This is a genomic window from Virgibacillus senegalensis, from assembly GCF_000821245.2.
In the GTDB taxonomy this organism is placed as follows: Bacteria; Bacillota; Bacilli; order Bacillales; family Amphibacillaceae; genus Sediminibacillus; species Sediminibacillus senegalensis.
In genome coordinates this window covers 444,944-463,756 of record NZ_LN611423.1, presented here as the reverse complement: position 1 = coordinate 463,756, position 18,813 = coordinate 444,944, and the positions used below count along the sequence as shown (strand labels likewise).

The following is an 18,813-nucleotide window of genomic DNA, read 5'->3' as shown; positions in this document are numbered from 1 at the left end:
CTCCTTCTGACGCTCTTTGTAACTATTTTACCATCTAATTCCAAATGATAAGGGTGGCCATGAGAAAAAAGTTGAAATGAACGGCTAGGCAACTTAACATAAGGGAATAGAACGGTATCAAAGGTAAGAGACAAATGGACGGATCAAAAATTCACCAAATAAAAGGACGGACTATTTCCATGAAGCACTTACACATAAAACACCACTGGCTTGGCAGACTGATCGCCTCGGATCCGGGCAGAAAAAGATTTCAGCAGGCTGGCAAAGCGACAACCAGTTTAATTTCCTCCGTGTTCACCGTGCTGTTTATCCTGCGTGCAAGTGGAAACGACCTGTTTACACCAGTGCTAGTGGCAGGCATCCTTGGAATGCTCGGAATCATGACGGTGATGGATGATACAAAACAACAAAAAAAGGTAACGACACTTCTGTTGGCGGTCTCGGGCTCTCTTGGCATAACGCTCGGAAGCTTTTTGGCGAATAATGCTTATTTAGTCGGTGCGTTAATGATCCTGGTCATTTTCAGTGCTTTTTATTTTTCCAAGTATGGCAGCCGCTATTTTTCATTGGGGATGGTCGGCTTCATGACCGTCTACTTTTCATCCTTTTTAAAACTATTACCCGAACAGTTTCCTTGGTTTTATTTGAGTATCGCCATCGGTGTGGCATATGCTTATCTCTATAATTTTGTGATTTTTAAGGATTCGGCTCAAGTATTAAAAAGAAGCATGCGCTCGTTTCATATCCAGGCGAACCTCACCTTCAACATATTGATTCGGATTATCGAGGATACACAGACAATTGGAAAGCGGATAAAAAGCCTGGAAAAGAACGTCGTAAAATTGAGCGAGTATGCGCGAAATGTTTCGGAGGACTTGAATGCCCAGGATGTGGAAGGTGTATGGCCGGGATTAAAGGCCTCACAACTAAGACTTTATGTGTTTGACACGGCAATGCTGATCGAAACATTGGCGGATTCGGTTCAGCGGCTAAAGCGTGCGGAAGCATTGGAAGCGGTCGAAATTCGCCAATTGATTGTATGGATAGTGGCATCGCTGCGGGATGCCGAAGTTCTTGCCCAGGATTATGAAGAACAGAATTTGCAAGAGGCAGAGCGGGCGCTCCAGGCACTCCGATTTTTGCTGGTTGATTTACTGGATAAGCAATCCAAGCCAGCGGGCTGGATTTATTTAATCAGACGGATCGAATCAATAGCCAATCATGTGATTGAAGGGGCAACTACCATACAATTGTCTTTACAGCAGGGCACCCGAAGCAGTACGATAACCGAAGCCCAGGAGGAAGAAGGAACAGAAGAAGAGCCGGAAGAAAACAATGAAGAGATGGAACCTTCCACAAGGAAAGCTATTCAATCATTGGTGACAGGGACGCTCGCAATTATCACGGGCTACCTTATCTCTCCAGTACAGCCATACTGGGTTCTGCTTACAGCATTTATTGTCCAGCTAGGTACTGCTTCGGTCGGCCGGACGTATATTAAAGGCTTTCAGCGTTCCCTCGGTACGGTTTTCGGGGCAGTGATCGGTTTTTTCCTGGCAAACCTTGTTTCAGGACACTCGGTACTGGAAGTCACCTTGTTGTTTCTTGTAGTATTTCTGGCATTTTATATTTTTTCGGTCTCTTATACTTTGATGAGCTTATTCATCACCATGCTGATCGCATTCTTATACGATGTTTTATTGGGAGGAATCAGCTTGGCGCTAATGGGAGCCAGGGTGATTGATACCATTGCCGGTGCCCTGATTGCCCTTGTTGTTTCGGCTGTTATTTTTCCAAAGAAAACAAAAGACAAGGTGGCCGAATCATTCGAAGAATATTTGGAAGCACTTCGCCCGTTTGTAACGGACTATGTGAAAAGATTCAGGGAGGATGTCGATGTCAAAAGCTTTACCGACAATGCCTTCAATCTGGATCAAAAGCTGCAGGCTGTAAGGGAAGAAGCAAAGTCCCTGCTGCAGCGACCAGGAGCTTTTAACAATGCCAATTTGTTTCGCTGGATTACTGTTTTTACAGCAGTCAATTATTATGCGAAGCATTTGGTTGCTTCTTCCTATCAGAAGAATTTCCGTTATCCAACGGAGCTTGTTGAGGACTTTCAAAAGATTGAATGGACCATCGATCACAATATCAAGACGTTGAAACAATTGATGAAAGGAAATAATAGTGAGGCAGTGGTATATGCGCTTGATCCAGAACGGGAGCGGATTGAGCGGTTGGCTCCAAGCAGAAAACAGGGAAATGGCGATATTATTCACCACCTGTATTATATATGGCGAATCAACCAATCGATCGTATTGTTAAGTACAGAGATGGGTGCGGAAGAAAAGGGAAAGTAAGTCAGAGGCCTGAATAAAAGGCCTCTTTTTTTATGGTTGAAGGAAAAAGGGTGAAAAAAGAGCGGAAGACTTGTTTTTTAGTGAAAACAGGAGTATGATTCTTTGTAGACAATTATTGTCCATTATGGATAATAAAAAACCACAAAGAAAGAAGTGTGTGTTCAATTGAAAATCAAAAGTGGTGTGGAGCAGGCAGTGAGCATCCTGGTTATGCTGGCAACCCAAAGTGAGGAACAGCCGGTCAAGAGTGATATCATCAGTGCCAGACTGAATGTGTCTCCATCCTACTTGAAAAAAGTAATGAGAAAGATGGTAGTCAATGAATTGATTGCTTCGGTATCCGGCAATCAGGGCGGCTTTTCGCTGGCCAGGCCCGCAGACCAAATTACTATGCTGGATATCCTCGATGCGATTGAAGGGACTGATCCATTTCTTCAAGTAGATGGTCTCATCCAAAGCGTATTTCCGGAAACAAAGCTGGCGGTCAAAGGGGAAGAACTGTTTACCGAAATCTTTTTGGAAGCGCAGATGAGTTATCGAAAAACCTTGCAAACGGTCACGCTGGAAGAAATATTGGAACAAACCATCGGCACAAGGGATGTTCGATTGGTCGACTGGAATAAAGAAATGGGAAAACAAGACATTCTTGCCTTGCAATCCAGCAACTGGAGGAATGAGCAGTGAAAATGGTAAAGGCGGAATGGAAAAATCTGTTCCAAAGTAAGAAGCTCTTAATTGTCGTATTCGGATTGTTGATGATTCCGATTTTATATGCTGGTGTATTTCTGGATGCCATGTGGGATCCTTATGGAAGTATCGAAAATCTTCCGGTGGCTGTGGCAAATGAAGATGTCGCGGCAGATTTTGAAGGAGAAAAATTACAGCTGGGCAAAGAACTGGTCGATCGGTTGAAGGACGATAATAATTTGGAATGGCATTTTACCGACCGGACGACGGCGATGGACGGACTCGAAAATGGTGATTATTATATGGTCCTTGTCATCCCGGAAAACTTTTCCCAGCATGCATCTACCGTGCTGGATGACGAACCGCGTGAGATGAGCTTGGAGTACTATACGAATAGCGGTCAAAACTTTATTGCGGAAAAGATTAGTGCGTCGGCCGCCGAGGATATAAATAAAGAAATCGCACAGTCCGTGACGAAGGAATATGCGAATGCCATGTTTGGAAAGCTGAACGATATTGGTGATGGAATGGCAGAAGGTGCAGACGGAGCAAATGAAATGAAGGATGGCAGTCAGGATCTTGGTGATAACCTTGATAAACTGTCCCAAAGCATCGTTACATTTGAAAACGGACTTGATTCGGCCGGAGATGGAGCGGCGGAAATCGCCATCAATGTAGGCCAGGCAGCTAAAGGTGCAACTGAACTAGCCAGTGGTGTGGAGGCATATACAGCTGGCGTGCGTTCATTAAATGGCGGGATCGGTGATTATACGGCCGGTGTTGGAACGCTGAATAACGGCCTGCAACAGTACACTGCAGGCGTGTCTACACTTAATCAAGGATTACAACAATATACGTCTGGTGTCGATGAACTGGAAAGCGGTCTTGAACGACAAGCGCAGGGAGCCAATGAGCTTGCATCGCGCAGCTCTGAATTAATCAATGGCAGTGAACAATTGGCAGAGGGAATGGAGGAATTAATCCCTGGTATCAGCCAGTTAAATGACGGTGTCCAATCAGCTGCGAGCAAAAGCGGCGAATTGGATGAAGGGTTAAATGAGTTGGCTTCAGGGAGTGCAGCGTTACAAGGACAAGTCGATAAACTGGCAGAACAACTGCAAGGAGCTTCCGCCAATAGTGAGCAATTGGTTCAAGGGTTGAATGAAATCACTGCCGGTTTGAAAGAGATGCAAACCCGGATGGATGAAGCGGGCAGCAGCCAATCGGGAGACGGTTTGTCGGAGCAGGTTAATGGATTAAAAGCAAAGCATGATGCCGAAATCATCGACACGATCAAAAACAGCGAGAATCTGGAAGAAAACAACAAGCAAGCGTTAATCGAAGAAATCCAAACCACACAGGCTGGACAATCGATGCAGCCGATAGTGGATGGTGTAAACGCACAGGTTGAGGAATTGAACAGCCAGATGGAAGAGTTGTCCGGTGCTATCGGGAAGATGATAGTTCAACTAGAGGGCAATCAATCGAATCCAGGTGCTATGGAAGGCGTAAGCCAACTCGCTGCAGGTTACCAGGAACTTGAGGAGGCAGTCGTCGGCGATGCCGAGAGTAAGACACTGCAAGGCGGTGTCACACGTCTGAATAGTGGCCTTCAAGACGCCAGTGAGGGTAGTGGAGCCTTGAGTGAAGGGCTTCATGAAATGGCAGCAAAAACCGGGGAGCTTGTTAAAGGATCGTCAGAACTGCAAAACGGGGCTGAACAGCTGAACAACGGTGTTGAAAGTTATACTGCAGGAGTGAATCAGCTGAATAAGGGAGCTGAATCATTGGAATCCGGTGCGGGACAATTAACTGCCCGGTCAGCAGACCTGGAATCCGGTGCACAGCAGCTTGATGAGCAGGGAGATGGGCTTGCTTCCGGATCCGAAGAACTAGACCGTCAATCAGATAGTCTTACGGAAGGTTCCCAGGCATTAGCAGATAGCAGCGAGGAATTAACCAATGGTGCCAATAGTCTTGCCAAGGGACTTCCACAGCTTAGGTCGGGATTAGAGTCCTTGAACGGTGGGCTGGCAGACTTGTATAGTGGCTCACAAGAGCTGGAATCGGGCGCTTCTCAACTGGAGGATGGCAGTTTCGAACTCGCAGGCGGTGCTGATGAACTCGCTGAAAAACTCCGGGAAGGTGCAGATGAAATAAAAGACACGAATACAGATGATGGGAATGCGGAAATGTTTTCGTCTCCTACCAATCTACTGAATGATGAAGTGGCCAGCGTTCCGAATTATGGATATGGATTGGCCCCCTATATGATGTCAGTGGCGTTATTTGTCGGCGCAGTGATTTTTTGCCTGCTGTTCCCGATCTTTCAGCCACATACAGCGCCTACCTCTGGCTTTGCTTGGTGGATTAGCAAATACTCGATCGTATTGCTGGTCTCCATTCTGCAGGCTGGTATCATGACGGCTGTTATGGTTTGGGGATTGGGATTAGAGGCGAGAAGTGTCAGTGAATTGTTCCTGATTTCCATTATGGTTTCCTTTGCTTTCATGGCCTTGATCGGATTTTTCTCCTTGGCATTTGGCAACGTCGGCAGATTCCTCATGTTGATTTTGCTGACATTGCAGCTGGGTGGCTCAGCCGGAACGTTTCCTATTCAACTGTCCAATGGATTCTTCAAGGCGATTCATCCATACTTGCCAATGACCTATTCGATCGATGCCTATCGCCATGCTATTTCGTTAGGCGGGTCGATTACGGGAGATATGGTTGTACTGCTTAGCATTTTCATCGTATCCCAAATTGGTTTGCTTGTATTTTTCACAGTAAAGGCAAAGAAATTCGGGAATAAAACGGAAACAGAGGCAGTGGTCCAATAAAACAAAAAAGCGTCCGGACTGATCGGCAGCCCGGACGCTTTTTTCTATTCACCAGGTTGGTGGGAGCGAGGTGGTGTACTGTCTTTACACATATGCGAATCCCCATGTGGATGTGTTTCATTTTCCATTTGTATCGTTACATGCCCGATTCCTTGATGCTGTAGCTGGTCTTCAATGGTTCGAAGCAGTTTTTGGCTGTCCTGGATCGACAGGTTGTTATTGACGACAGCGTGGCAGGATAAGGCATTTTGACCACTTGTGATACTCCATACATGCAAATCATGGATGCTGTGAATGCCAGGTATGTTTTCGATTACGGCAATGATATCACCGATTTCGACGTTTTTTGGAGTCCCTTCCATCAGTATATGGCAAGCATCTTTGGTTACGCGTATCCCGCTGATTAATACCAAAATGGCGACGATAACGCTGGCTAGAGGATCTGCCCATCCCCAATTAAAGAAGAGGATTAGAAGCGCTGCTGCAATAGCGCCCACAGATCCAAGCAAATCACCGATGACATGGAGAAAAGCCGCACGTAAATTCAAATTTTCTTCGGTATCGCCTTTCATCAGTATCCAGGCGACAAAAATATTGACAAGCAATCCGACAGTGGCAATCACTAGCATCCCCGTGGAGGCCACCTCCGGCGGGTCCTGGAAACGGTGGTATGCTTCATAAAAGATGTAGAGGGCAATCAAGGTTAACGTGACGCCATTGAAGAGAGCTGCCAGAATTTCAAAGCGTTTATACCCGTAAGTTTTACTGTAATTAGCTACTTTTTCACCAAGCACAAACGCAAGCACTCCCACTCCAAGAGAGACGGAATCACTAAGCATATGGCCGGCATCCGAGAGCAAGGCGAGGCTGTTCGTTAAGAAACCGCCGACTGCTTCAAGGATCATATAAGCTGTAGTAATGAAAAAACTGATCAACAGTGCTTTTTTATTTGCACCATGGGTGTGGTCGTGTCCATGGCTGTGACTTTGTCCCATTGTTTTTCCTCCTTCTTAGTGCAGTGCGTGTTCAATCGTCTCTTTCAATATACGGATGACGTGCTGGTCATCGTGGGAGTAAAACAACGAGGTTCCCGCTCTGCGATACTTGACTAGACGCAGATTTTTCAAAAAACGTAGTTGATGGGAGACAGTAGATTGTTTCAAGTTTAATTTATCCGCAATCTCGTTTACCGAATACTCCTTATTGAACAGCAGATGAAGAATCCTGATTCTCGTTGGATCCCCTAAGGCTTTGAACGTTTGGGAGACGATAAACAATGTTTCTTCATCAAGATTTTCCTGGTCGGTTGTGGCAAGCTTCTCGTATGAGTCGTCTTTCACTTACATGACCTCCTGCTTTCAATCTATGTATCCGCTTTTAGATGTGTGTATATTAGCATATGCTCATATTCTAAATCTTTTCGCAACGGGTGTCAAAAGGCTGCGAAGAAAAGAAGGAAAAAACTTTTCTTTCAGGTTGTATTTTTCGTAATCCGTTTTTCTCTATAGAGAGTGAGGGAAAATCAGATCCTGTTATACAAAATGCGAACTAACTGCTCCATCCTTACAAGAGTGGTCATCCATTGCTGCGGAAATACCCTGCGATTTCTGCAGGTGGCTGGTAAGCTTCCCCGATTTGAAGTGCTGCGGGATCTCACCGAGGCATTGCCTGCGGAAAGCGAAGGTATGCTGCAAAGTTTGTATCGTTCACGAACGGCACCATTTTTAAGAAAACAGCCATAAAAAAAGAGCGGCTACATCCTGGCGAATGCAACGCTCTTTTCACTTGGCCCGGGGATGGTCTCAGCCCTGTACCCCACAATGGCTTTCTTATAAATCAGGCCAAAGAAAGGAAGTGATGGCCTTATCAACACCAAGGTGCTCATGCAGTCCGGAATGGGTAGCTTCCCGGTCAAAAAAGACTTCCTGATGGTAATGATCTTTCTGGACGATGTCCTTGATCCCAAGCGCACTGCTTACTGCGACAAGTCCGTCGCCCGGATTGTCATTACGTTGCAGTGCACCCGCAATAGCAAGCACTTGCGTATGTGCAGGGAAGGCAGCCTTGTGAGTGACCATCGATGTCAATGCAGGTGAGTCGACTCTTAAATCGACGGCAGCGGCACTGCTGTCTGGTTTATAATACCTTTCCGCACTGATTCCCTTAAATGGACTGCCAATTACAATCAACTTATTGACCGTTGGGTAATGTTCTCCGTCGCTGGTCAATAAAAAATTGGCGGAAGTCAGTCCTCCCATGGAATGTCCAACCAGATTAGCTTGCTCAAAGCCATAGGTCTCACGCAGGGTGGACATCACCTTTTGTAGCCAGACTGTCTGGTCGGCTATGCTCGCCTGATTGTTTTCAAAGACGACCTGGACAAAGGGATGGGCCTGACTGAAGTACCTTCCTCTAATCGATAAATCCCCCTCCGCATTGACCCGGAAAACTAAACGTCTTGTATCCGGCATTCCGGCTTCCAATCTATTTAGCAACGTATCAAAAGAACGATAAGTCCCTTTAAATCCGTGTACAAACACGGTGGGGACGATATCGGTATTATCCTGTGAACGAATGGGTTTAGAAAATAGATAGGTCAATGAACCTCCGATAACTACCAAAACGGCAACGACAAAAAATAGTAAATAACGATGTTTTTTCAGTCTATCGATCACTGCTGTTCCTCCTGATGCATATTACCTTTATTTTACTATAATCAGGAAAAAATTAATTGATTCCATCTGCTCAATTTGTGATAGTATATGCCGATTTTAGCCATCCTGAACGATTGGTGTTGAAAAATGTTGGAGAATTTATAAGAAATTCCTTTCTTCCTTTGAATGAAAAGGGAAAAAATGTTGCAAACCTTGTTTTACTGGTTATATAGTTGTTTACATATGCCAAAATTTGAATGCCAATATTCAGAGGAGACATCTACATGGACAGTTTCAACCAGCAATTTTTGTATTCTATTTCGATTATTATTCTGGGTTACATTTTGAAAAGATTCGACATTATCCGTGAACGGGAAGGGGAGGGATTGACCCGCCTTGTTTTGAATGTCACCCTTCCTTGTTTGCTTATCGTTAGCTTCAGCGATATTGTAATCGATCCGTCGTTATTTTTATTGGTGATAATTGCCTTCGCATATGGTTGTTTAATGGCTTTTCTAGGTACCATTATCTTTCGGAACGAAGGAGCGTTTAACAAAGGGATGCTGCTAATGACTCTACCGGGTTTCAATATCGGGCTGTTTGCATTTCCGCTTGTAGAAGGAATTTGGGGGAGCGAAGGATTGAAGTACTTCGGCATGTTCGATGCCGGAAACGCTTTTGTTATTTTTGGATTGAATTATATGGTGGCAACCTACTTTGCCAGTGGGGATGTAAAGCCTGACTTCAAAGCGATGACGGCTAAAATTTTTAAATCGATTCCCCTGATGACGTACATCCTTGTATGTGCCATCAATCTGCTTGGCCTGCAGCTGCCTGAATTTGCGCTGGGTGTAGCGGGTACGGTGGCTCAGGCGAACATGCCTTTATCACTGCTTATTTTAGGAATTTACTTGAACCTGCAATTCGATAAAAGCAATTTGAAAATCATCACGAAATTTTTGGTTTTTCGATATGCAACAGGGATTGCCGTCGGTTTCTGCCTGTTTTGGCTGCTGCCATTTGAAGAGTTATTCAAATACACCCTTTTAATTGCGCTTATTTTGCCGACTGCCGCAACATCATTGGCATATTCTGTTGAATTCCGCTATGATACGAAACTTGTCGGTACGATTGCGAATATCACCATTATTATTAGTTTTGTGCTGCTTTGGCTGATCGCTAATTTAGTCATGTCCTGATATAGGAAAAAAGAATCAGCGTTCGTTCTTTTTCGATCATTTTCACATAGGTCTATTTGCGTGTTTTCTGAATTTTTGATAAACCTTTACCCTCGCTTAATGATTAGCTTGTATAGTAAAAGTAGCAAGACTATAAACGAACAAGGGAGAGGGAACTGTGGGGAAACATTTCATTAACAAGCTTCTTAGTGGTTTAGCAGTACTTGTGTTATTCGGCTGTCTGCAGGGTTATGCTCCAGAAACGGTGCAAGCCGACGACGACTTGCCAATTACTTCTGTAGATGCGCCAGCCCCGGTCATTGAACCGACGGTAGAAAATGAAAACAACGACACCAAAGTTTTATTCGACAATACGCACGGTCAGACGGCAGGAGCAGCTGACTGGGTCATCAATGGCGCTTTTTCGGATTTTGGGGAAGCGATAGCCGGCGAGGGTTATTATGTCGAAGAGCTCAGACAAACAACGCCTATTACGTATGAAGATTTGGCGGATTACCAAGTGTTTGTCATTCCAGAAGCCAATATTCCTTTCAAAGACTCAGAACAAGCGGCGATTTTACAATTTGTCGAAAACGGTGGAAGTGTTTTCTATATAGCTGATCATTATAATGCTGACCGAAATTTGAACCGCTGGGATTCCGGTGAAATTTTTAACGGCTATCGCCGCGGTGCATTCGACAATCCTACTAAAGGTTTTGAAGAAGACGAAGTAGCCTCGGAAGCGATGCAGGGTGTATCCAGTTCGGATTGGCTTGCCGACCATTTTGGCGTCCGTTTTCGCTTTAATGCAATCGGCGACGGAGTGGCAGAAGATATTGTGGCCCCTTCCGACAGTTTTGGGATTACGCAAGGAGTTGAAGGGGTAGCATTTCATGCTGGAGCTACCATCGCAGTTACCGATCCTGCGAAAGCAAAAGGGCTTGTATATGTTCCTGAAGGAGTTTCCTCGTGGGGGCCTGCTGTAGATCAAGGAGTATATAATGGAGGCGGACGCGACGAGGGAGCTTTCGTGGCTATCTCCAAAGCCGGACAGGGAAAGGCTGCCTTTATCGGCGATTCTTCTCCTGTGGAAGACAGCAGTCCGATTTACTTAAGAGAAGATACTGGCAGAACGAAAACGACTTACGATGGCTTTGAAGAAGCAGATGATGGAGTTCTACTTACCAATTTAATCAATTGGCTGGCTGAGCAGGAGGATTATGCCGATTTTAATGAGCAGGACATACCTCTGGATGAGCCGACCGAACTTCATGATTTTGAAATACCGGAAAATAGTACGGAGCCGGAAGCAGAACCGTGGTCCAATCCACCTTCGGGATACGAATGGTATGACCGCACAACCTTCCAGCCGGGATCTTATGGATCAGGTGAAGAGGTGTCCAATCCGGAGTATCAATTACAGTACCAGGATAACCTGCCGGGTGAAATGCAGGAATTTCAAATTCGTTTTATTGGTGAGAACCTTGGCGCTAATGGAAGTGAATCGGATTTCCGGCTGGGAATCTACCTGGATGGCGGGCAACAAGTTGCCCAGTTCAGCTTAGATGGTGAAACCTGGTCAAGTAATTATGGATATTCCGATTACTTTACATTGAATGCGGACCAACAAGGCTATGCTTCCAAGACGTTGTATGTCCGGATTAAATCCGGTGTAAGCGGAGAGGCAAACCTGCGGGTCAAACAAGGTTCATCTAACCTGTTGACGGAAACCGTGACAATTGATCCGGATGCTGTGCCGGAAGAACTACCGGATGAAGAAACACCGGAACTGCCAGCAATTGCTCCAATCGACCAGGTTCGTGCCCTGGAAGACGGTGAATTGGCAACGATCCAGGGGACGGTAACATCTGCTTCGGGACTTTGGGGAGCAAAAGGTTTTTATGTACAAGATGAAACAGCAGGAATTTATGTTTACCAAAGTGCCCAAGATGTGAATCCGGGAGACATTGTCCAGCTTACCGGTACGACAGAAACCTATAATGGAGAAAAAGAATTGTTGGATATCCAATCGTTCGAAATAGTCGGATCTGAAGAGGTACCCAGCCCTGTTGTCATCGGTCCGGAAGAACTGTCTTCCTACCAGGGAAGCCTTGTTCAATTGGAAGCAGTCGAAATTACCGATCTGCAGAAGGCAGACAATTATGGTACCACAGAATTCACAGCAATAAATGCGGCAGGAGAAGCGGTCGTTGTCCGCCTGGATAATCGGACAGGAACAGATTACGACGCCTTTCCTTTTCAAAACGGAGATGTGGTTTCGATAACTGGCCTTGCAAGTGTATTTAAGGGAACCTATCAGTTAAAGCCGAGAAGCATTGATGATTTTGCTGCTGTCGAACGCAAGTCGATAAGTCAGCTTATCGGAGAGAGTGATATCCAGCCAGGAGGCATCAAAACCGCGTTACTCGCGAAGGTGAAAAAAGCCGAGAAGAACAGTAAGCATTATGATAAGCTTGTCCACTTTATCAGCAAACAGCCTGACAAGCATATACCATCAGATGTAAAAGCGGAACTGAATGGTCTGATCGAAACGTTGCGTTAATGGAATCAAAGGCTCTGTACAATTGCGTGCAGAGCCTTTTTGGTGTTAAAAACTAACTTGATACAAACAGCTGTAGCTTTTAGATTGATTGCTTGGAAGCTTGCCAGTCTGCACGTTTTCTTTATCAAACAAAACCAGCCAGAATGAAAAATAGTTATGATAAGATAGCGGTAAGAAAAAGAATGGAGATGAAGCGTATGAAAAACGAAATCATAGACCGATTCACCAGCTATGTAAAAGTCGACACGCAGTCAGACGAAAGTGTAGATAGCTGTCCAACGACTCCAGGTCAGCTGGTGCTGGCGAATATGCTAGTGGAAGAATTAAAGCAAATCGGCATGGAAGAGGTGACCATCGATGATAATGGGTATGTCATGGCAACTCTCCCAGCCAACACAGATAAGGAGGTACCGACGATTGGCTTCCTCGCTCATGTAGATACGGCCACCGATTTTACCGGAAAAGGTGTCAACCCACAATTGGTGGAGAACTATGACGGCAATGATGTCGTATTAAATGAAGAGCGAAATGTCATCCTGTCTCCCGCGGATTTTCCCAACTTGGCCAATTATCATAACCATACATTAATTACGACAGATGGAACAACACTCCTGGGTGCCGACAATAAGGCGGGGGTCACAGAAATCATGACAGCGATGGCTTATCTAATTAATCATCAGGAAATCAAGCACGGAAAAATCAGGGTAGCTTTTACACCAGATGAAGAAATCGGCCGGGGACCGCACCGGTTTGATGTCGAACGTTTTCAGGCAGACTACGCTTATACGGTTGATGGCGGCCCCCTAGGTGAGCTTGAATACGAAAGCTTCAATGCAGCTGCGGCCCGGCTTACTTTTTACGGCACGAATGTGCATCCAGGTTCTGCTAAAGATAAAATGGTCCATTCGGCAAAAATCGCCATGGCCTTCCATGCTGCTTTGCCTGTAGAAGAAGCACCGGAGTACACCGATGATTACGAGGGATTTTACCATCTTATTTCATTTGAAGGAGATGTCGAAGAAACAAAACTATATTACATAATTCGCGATCACGACAGGCAGAAATTCGAGGAAAAGAAAAATAAAATCGAAGCGATCGTCAAAGAATTGAAACAGAAATATGGCGAACGTGCTGTTTTGCTGGAGATGAAAGATCAGTACTACAACATGCGGGAAAAAATCGAGCCTGTGAAGGAAATTGTCGATATCGCATATGAGGCGATGGAAAATCTCGGGATTACGCCGGATGTAAAGCCAATCCGGGGCGGAACGGATGGCTCGCAGCTTTCTTTTATGGGATTACCTACTCCTAATATTTTCACAGGTGGAGAGAATTTTCACGGAAAGTATGAATTTATTTCTGTTGAAAATATGGAAAAGGCAGTGAACACGATTGTGGAAATTGCCAGCTTGACGGAAAAGAAAGCGTAAGAGAAAGGGAGGAATCCTAATGACCTTTTTAGTGACTGTAGATTGGTTGCATGACCGGATGAATGAGTCCGGAGAGGACATCGTCGTCTTGGATACCCGTTTTGATTTGCACGATTCGGAAGTTGGGCATAAAGCTTACTTGGATGGCCATATTCCCGGGGCTGTATACCTGGACCTCAATCAGGATTTATCCGGAGAAAAAAAACAACACGGGGGCAGCCATCCTTTGCCAGACATAGAGACTTTTGCGGAAAGGCTGGGTAGCGCAGGTATCGACAATCAAAAGGCGGTAGTGATATATGATCAAGGGAATGATATGTTCGCTTCCCGTTGTTGGTGGCTGCTTGCCTACTACGGGCACGAGAAGGTGTTTTTGCTGGATGGCGGTTTTGCCAGCTGGAGGGATAAAGGGTATCCGGTCAGCCGTAAAATACCTCATCCTGTACCTGAAACCTTTCTTCCCAAGATACAGACCGAGCAGGTGGTCGATATCGACTATGTGAAACAAAAAGCCGGTGACAGCAATTCGCATTTGATTGATTCCCGATCGCCTCAACGCTATCTAGGAAAGACAGAGCCTCTTTATCAAAAAGCCGGCCACATTCCTGGCGCGAAAAACTTTTTTTGGAAGCAGGTGCTCACGGATTCTGGAAGCTGGAAAAGCAAAGCAGAACTAATGGACCATTTCGCTTCTTTGCCAGCAGATGAGGAAATTATCGTTTCCTGCGGATCCGGGGTTTCCGCTTGTCCGAATATCATTGCACTGAAAGCAGCGGGCTATCAAAATGTAAAACTTTATCCCGGCAGCTTTAGTGACTGGATTTCTTATCCGGAAAACAACGTCGTAACCGAAAAGGACGAATAGCTGCTGAAAGAATCGATTCAACACGGAGGAACATCATGACTGGAAAAACACATATTATTGGCGGAATTGCGGCTTGTGTCATCACAGTCCGCTTCACCCCCTACGATCCATTGTTACTGACGGCAGCAGGAATTTTCGGGTCCCTGCTCCCGGATATTTGCCATAGCGGCAGTAAAATCGGAAGAAAAATACCTTTGTTATCAAAGCTAGTAAGCGCACTATTTGGTCATCGTACTTTTACACACAGCCTCCTGTTTCTTTTGTTGATCCAGGTACTGTTTTCCTTGTTCCATCTGCCGGATGAGGTAAGCGCAGGGGTACTTGTAGGAGCGGCCAGCCACCTTTTGCTGGATGCGGCAACCAAAAATGGCATCAAGCTTCTTTATCCTTTGCAAATGACGTTCCGGCTTCCGCTTACAATCCGAACGGGAGGGGCGGCCGAGAACGGCATCCTGGCAGGTTTAGTATTGCTAGTCTTCTATTTTGGACAGCATATTATATAAATGAATAATATCTTAGCAGTGTAAGAAAGCTTGCAGAGAACCCAAATGTTTCTCTGCAAGCTTTTGTTTTCTTATGAAGGTATGTGGCTGTTCATTTTTTATACAGCTTTGGTGGACAGGGAAGGATGCAAATAAAAAAAGGAAGCCAGCGTCGAGACTGTCCCTCCGATCAAAAGAGTGGTTCCAGTGCTGGTAAGTTCTGTAAGCAGGCCGGCTGATAACGCGGCAACAGGCAGCAAAATCCAGGACATAAACCGGGATGTTGCCTGGACTCTTCCCAGCAGGCGGGCAGGGGTCAATGTTTGTCTGATGGTAGCGAGACAGGGATTCAGGATAGAGACCATAAAGGTGCCGGCCATATTCGCTGTAAATAACAAGGAGAAAGAATGGATCTGGCTCAAAACGATGATGGACAAGCCTCCAGCAAATGCGGCAGAAAACAACAAGGTTCGATAACGGAAAAATTTTGTCAAGATACCGGAAAAAATGGCACCCGCGATTGCTCCTGCTCCACCTCCGGACAGCAGCCAGCCAATTTTCACGGAGGATAGACGTACTGTATCTTTTAAGTGGAACACGAGCAACGTCAACAGCAGTGTCGTTCCAAACGTAGAGAACAGCATGGCCAAGTTTGTAAACAAAATGGCCTTTGTGTGGAACACAAAATGAAATCCTTCTTTGAGGTCATGCAGAATGGTTGTTTTTCCGGCTCCCTGTGAATGGTGGATAGGCAGCGGAATACTGGTGACTGTTGCAAAAGCTACCAAAAAGCTGAAGCTGTTGATCAAAAGGGCGGCACCCGGATGATACAAACTTACGAGGAGTCCGCCTATTGCAGGTGCTGAAAGTGGCGCAGTCTGCAAAGCGCCTGTGTTGATAGAATTCACCAGTTGCAAGTGCTGCTTGGGAACGAGACTTGGAACGGCGGTAAATTGGGAAGTATTATATACCTGGCTAAGCAGCCCGATGCCGAGTGCGGCAATGTATAGCTCTCCTATGTGCAAATCTCCATAAAGGCTGAGATAACCAATCCAGCCTGTTAACAGAAACCTTCCTCCATCTCCAATAAGCAACAGACTTTTTCGGGAAACCCGATCTGTCAGAATTCCGATAAATGGTTGTATCATAACTGGAAGCCGCTCTAAGGCCGCAATAATCCCCATGCTGACAGGGGAACCAGTGACAGCAAGGACCATCAGTGGCAGAGCGATCAAGTAAATTTGATCGCCCATGAATGACATCACATTACCACCGATGAAGCGGAACAATGGATAGTTTTTGGATAAGGGGACACTGGTTGACCTAGGAATAGAGCCTGGTTTCTTCATGTTTTTCTTCTCCTTTTATAACCCGAGCTGCAGGTAATTTTCCAGTTCGTCGGGAAGCATCTGCAAAACGGTGCCATGTAAACGATAAGTCGGACCATTTTGTTGAACCAGTCTTGCAGATTTGAGCACCTTCAAATGATGATGGACAGTCGTTTTCCCCATCTCCAAACGATCGGTCATTTCCTGGAGTGTGTGTTCCTTTTCAGCGAGCATTTTCACCATTTTCATGCGTTGCTCGTCCCCGAGGGCTTTGTACTTCAGCACGAGAAACTGGTCGGGTGTATAGGGGTCAGCTGGGTACAAACTTTGATTGGAAACCGGGTAATAAAAAATTTTATATCCCGCCAAGTCCGCCTCTACATTCCAAGGACGATAAACGACTTGTGGAATCAACAAAACAGTATGGACACTCGGCTCTGGTAAGTACTTGATTCCGCCTGTTGTCCATGTGACCAGTTCTTCTGGATGTTTTCTCTTCAGCAATGCTTCCTTTGCAGCCACATCTGCAGTTAGAACCCGAGTGAGATGGTCGGCCTCCGGCTGGACGACCATTTGAAACCAACCTTCCATGACGGAACAGAAATGTGCCCGCAGAAATGCCGGGTCTGTTTCACAAATAAATGAAATATAAGCGGGAAAAAAGCTGTGATCTTTGACCGCCGTTCTAAGCGCCTTAACAGATTGTTTATCACCTTCCGCTGCTTTTTGTATTTCTGTCTGATGGGTTCGATTCAATGCCGACAGGGTTCGGGTGCAGGCTATTTGTCAACTCCTTAAATTCTCCCTCATTCGTTCCTCATTCAGTCCGATTCACCGTTGACAAAGCCATATAAGCCATTTCTAGCCTTTTTTAAGTGGCCTACCTAGTCAAACCACTTTATTAGCCCAAAAAGCCTCCTAGGTATTTTATTTGTTTTAATATCAAAGATTATTTTTTATTTCTTTGAATCAAAAAAAAGGGGGATAACAGAATTTTCTGTTATCCCCCTTTTTTTATTAATTACCACAGTAATAACCTTGCGCGCAATCAACATTCGTTCCTGATTTTATTAGACCCGTATAATTATTATATCTGTAAACATAATTATAATCCTTGGTTCCTGCTAATATAGTTGTACCTTTTACGTTTTTCACATACCTTACTTTTTTACCCCAAGTTGTTTCCAAAGATTCTGATACTATCATACCTGCTACGGAAACAGCAAAGCTTCCCGCTGCTGGTAAACCAAAAAAGGAGCTAACTACACCTGCTACAATACCTACAGTCAAAGAGTTAAAATTTAATTTTTTACGACTTGTATAAGAATATTTCCAAGACGTTAAAGGATCATTTGGATCTGCTTTAACACTACTTTCACTTTTATTTAATTTGTCTTTTTCTATTATTATTTCTTCTGTTGATACATCATCTAGATATATTTTTTCCTTTGTTTTCTTACCATTAATTAAAGTTGTGACTTCAACTCCACCATCTTTTAAAGGTATTGTAAAATATTCTTTTTCTAAGACAAATTTTCCTTTTTTGTTTTGTTTTAAAATAGTACTAGTAATTTCATTAGATTTGGCATCTACTTTTTCAATTACTTTATAAACTTTTCCGTTTTTTTCCTGAATATATTCCCACGAGTTTTCTCCTGTAAATTTAACATCTAAATTTTTGTCTGTATCAGAAGTAGATTTAGCCATTGCGCTAAAAGGTGAAAAAGCTAAAAGCAAAGTTAAAGTTAAAGTAAAGATCATTATTTTTTTGATTTTAATAATAGTCTCCTCCTTGTTTTGTTTATATTAAAATAATTTTCAAACTATTATTTGTATTCTATCATAAAAAACTATAATAGAAAGACTTTTTCAATTTTTTACTTTTTTTACAAATCTTCTCAAATTATATCCTATAAAAGAACCAATTAACGCAATTATTACTACTCTAAAAAAAACGTTCCATGATAAGTAATATTCATCTCTAAAAAAACCAACTATAAGGACTGCCACTATACCTCCTGCAATAAAGCTTATAATCCTTTTTAACTCACCCTTCATTTTATCCCTCCTAACATTATTGTAGCTTTAAATTAAGAAATTGTAATTACAAAATTCTAATATTACTAGACTATCAGATTATTTCATTTTACTTTTTCACCTTGTTTAGGGGTGAGAGTGCTGGCTGGGGGAATCGGCAAAAGCCGATGGGGGCTAGCCCCCTCTTATGTATTACGTATTAAAACATAGCTAAAAGCAGATAAGAGAGATCGAAAGCACGAGCGTTTTTGGCGGTACAATAGCAAAAGCAAGCCGATCCTGTAAATCCTCGTTTTGGGTATGTTCGGCTTGGCGACATGCCTTCACCGCCAAAATTTCGGAAATCAAGGAGAAAAGGGTGGAGATTTTTTGAGTGCCTTTTTCAAAAAATA

The 18,813-nt window shown here is 44.3% G+C and carries 15 protein-coding genes; 8 read left to right on the top strand and 7 right to left on the bottom strand.

Annotated features, from left to right (window positions below; all coding sequences use genetic code 11):
- Positions 1 to 134 precede the first annotated feature (134 nt).
- The 3 genes from BN1067_RS03770 (at position 135) to BN1067_RS03760 (ending at position 5,884) form a co-directional block, all read left to right on the top strand.
- Complete coding sequence (locus BN1067_RS03770; RefSeq protein WP_234400611.1) at positions 135 to 2,357, top strand: FUSC family protein; 2,223 nt, start codon at positions 135 to 137, stop codon at positions 2,355 to 2,357.
- Positions 2,358 to 2,522: 165 nt separating this feature from the next.
- Positions 2,523 to 3,041, top strand: coding sequence for an RrF2 family transcriptional regulator (locus BN1067_RS03765; RefSeq protein ID WP_053217565.1), 519 nt, complete (start codon positions 2,523 to 2,525; stop codon positions 3,039 to 3,041).
- A gap of 2 nt (positions 3,042 to 3,043) precedes the next feature.
- A complete protein-coding gene (locus BN1067_RS03760) occupies positions 3,044 to 5,884 on the top strand; it encodes a YhgE/Pip domain-containing protein (RefSeq protein WP_234400623.1) in 2,841 nt (946 codons plus the stop codon).
- 44 nt (positions 5,885 to 5,928) lie between these two features.
- Here BN1067_RS03760 and BN1067_RS03755 read toward each other — a convergent pair whose 3' ends face one another.
- From BN1067_RS03755 to BN1067_RS03745, 3 genes are all read right to left on the bottom strand, one after another.
- Positions 5,929 to 6,879 (bottom strand): cation diffusion facilitator family transporter, encoded by a 951-nt coding sequence (locus tag BN1067_RS03755; protein WP_053217563.1) that lies wholly within the window; start codon positions 6,877 to 6,879, stop codon positions 5,929 to 5,931.
- Positions 6,880 to 6,894: 15 nt separating this feature from the next.
- Positions 6,895 to 7,224, bottom strand: coding sequence for an ArsR/SmtB family transcription factor (locus tag BN1067_RS03750; protein ID WP_053217562.1), 330 nt, complete (start codon positions 7,222 to 7,224; stop codon positions 6,895 to 6,897).
- A 489-nt stretch (positions 7,225 to 7,713) separates the two neighbouring features.
- Positions 7,714 to 8,559, bottom strand: coding sequence for an alpha/beta fold hydrolase (locus BN1067_RS03745; protein WP_053217561.1), 846 nt, complete (start codon positions 8,557 to 8,559; stop codon positions 7,714 to 7,716).
- 263 nt (positions 8,560 to 8,822) lie between these two features.
- On the opposite strand from BN1067_RS03745, the gene BN1067_RS03740 reads away from it, so the two are divergent.
- The 5 genes from BN1067_RS03740 (at position 8,823) to BN1067_RS03720 (ending at position 15,077) form a co-directional block, all read left to right on the top strand.
- Positions 8,823 to 9,737: an AEC family transporter gene (locus tag BN1067_RS03740; RefSeq protein ID WP_053217560.1), complete on the top strand. Its 915-nt coding sequence runs from the start codon at positions 8,823 to 8,825 to the stop codon at positions 9,735 to 9,737.
- Positions 9,738 to 9,894: 157 nt separating this feature from the next.
- The gene (locus BN1067_RS03735; RefSeq protein WP_053217559.1) at positions 9,895 to 12,279 is read left to right on the top strand and encodes a DUF5689 domain-containing protein; all 2,385 of its coding nucleotides are present in this window, start codon (positions 9,895 to 9,897) and stop codon (positions 12,277 to 12,279) included.
- 197 nt (positions 12,280 to 12,476) lie between these two features.
- Positions 12,477 to 13,709: a peptidase T gene (pepT, locus tag BN1067_RS03730; protein WP_053217558.1), complete on the top strand. Its 1,233-nt coding sequence runs from the start codon at positions 12,477 to 12,479 to the stop codon at positions 13,707 to 13,709.
- 19 nt (positions 13,710 to 13,728) lie between these two features.
- Positions 13,729 to 14,574 (top strand): sulfurtransferase, encoded by an 846-nt coding sequence (locus tag BN1067_RS03725; RefSeq protein WP_053217557.1) that lies wholly within the window; start codon positions 13,729 to 13,731, stop codon positions 14,572 to 14,574.
- A 35-nt stretch (positions 14,575 to 14,609) separates the two neighbouring features.
- Entirely contained in the window at positions 14,610 to 15,077 is a 468-nt protein-coding gene (locus tag BN1067_RS03720) for a metal-dependent hydrolase (RefSeq protein WP_053217556.1), read from the top strand.
- Between the two features lie 98 nt (positions 15,078 to 15,175).
- Here the strand turns inward: BN1067_RS03720 and BN1067_RS03715 are convergent, their stop codons facing one another.
- From BN1067_RS03715 to BN1067_RS03700, 4 genes are all read right to left on the bottom strand, one after another.
- Positions 15,176 to 16,405 carry an MFS transporter gene (locus BN1067_RS03715; RefSeq protein ID WP_053217555.1) on the bottom strand — a complete coding sequence of 410 codons (1,230 nt, stop codon included), beginning with the start codon at positions 16,403 to 16,405 and terminating at the stop codon, positions 15,176 to 15,178.
- Between the two features lie 15 nt (positions 16,406 to 16,420).
- On the bottom strand, positions 16,421 to 17,140 hold the full coding sequence (locus BN1067_RS03710; RefSeq protein ID WP_053217554.1) for an ArsR/SmtB family transcription factor: 720 nt from the start codon (positions 17,138 to 17,140) through the stop codon (positions 16,421 to 16,423).
- A 261-nt stretch (positions 17,141 to 17,401) separates the two neighbouring features.
- The gene (locus BN1067_RS03705) at positions 17,402 to 18,145 is read right to left on the bottom strand and encodes a hypothetical protein (protein WP_053217553.1); all 744 of its coding nucleotides are present in this window, start codon (positions 18,143 to 18,145) and stop codon (positions 17,402 to 17,404) included.
- A gap of 108 nt (positions 18,146 to 18,253) precedes the next feature.
- Positions 18,254 to 18,442 (bottom strand): hypothetical protein, encoded by a 189-nt coding sequence (locus BN1067_RS03700; RefSeq protein ID WP_053217552.1) that lies wholly within the window; start codon positions 18,440 to 18,442, stop codon positions 18,254 to 18,256.
- Positions 18,443 to 18,813 lie beyond the last annotated feature (371 nt).

Excerpts from the sequence above, each read along its gene's own strand:
- BN1067_RS03770 (WP_234400611.1), top strand. The coding sequence starts at position 135 with ATGGACGGATCAAAAATTCACCAAATAAAAGGACGGACTATTTCCATG.
- BN1067_RS03760 (WP_234400623.1), top strand. The coding sequence starts at position 3,044 with ATGGTAAAGGCGGAATGGAAAAATCTGTTCCAAAGTAAGAAGCTCTTA.
- BN1067_RS03755 (WP_053217563.1), bottom strand. The coding sequence starts at position 6,879 with ATGGGACAAAGTCACAGCCATGGACACGACCACACCCATGGTGCAAAT.
- BN1067_RS03740 (WP_053217560.1), top strand. The coding sequence starts at position 8,823 with ATGGACAGTTTCAACCAGCAATTTTTGTATTCTATTTCGATTATTATT.
- pepT (WP_053217558.1), top strand. The coding sequence starts at position 12,477 with ATGAAAAACGAAATCATAGACCGATTCACCAGCTATGTAAAAGTCGAC.
- BN1067_RS03725 (WP_053217557.1), top strand. The coding sequence starts at position 13,729 with ATGACCTTTTTAGTGACTGTAGATTGGTTGCATGACCGGATGAATGAG.
- BN1067_RS03720 (WP_053217556.1), top strand. The coding sequence starts at position 14,610 with ATGACTGGAAAAACACATATTATTGGCGGAATTGCGGCTTGTGTCATC.
- BN1067_RS03715 (WP_053217555.1), bottom strand. The coding sequence starts at position 16,405 with ATGAAGAAACCAGGCTCTATTCCTAGGTCAACCAGTGTCCCCTTATCC.
- BN1067_RS03705 (WP_053217553.1), bottom strand. The coding sequence starts at position 18,145 with ATGATCTTTACTTTAACTTTAACTTTGCTTTTAGCTTTTTCACCTTTT.
- BN1067_RS03700 (WP_053217552.1), bottom strand. The coding sequence starts at position 18,442 with ATGAAGGGTGAGTTAAAAAGGATTATAAGCTTTATTGCAGGAGGTATA.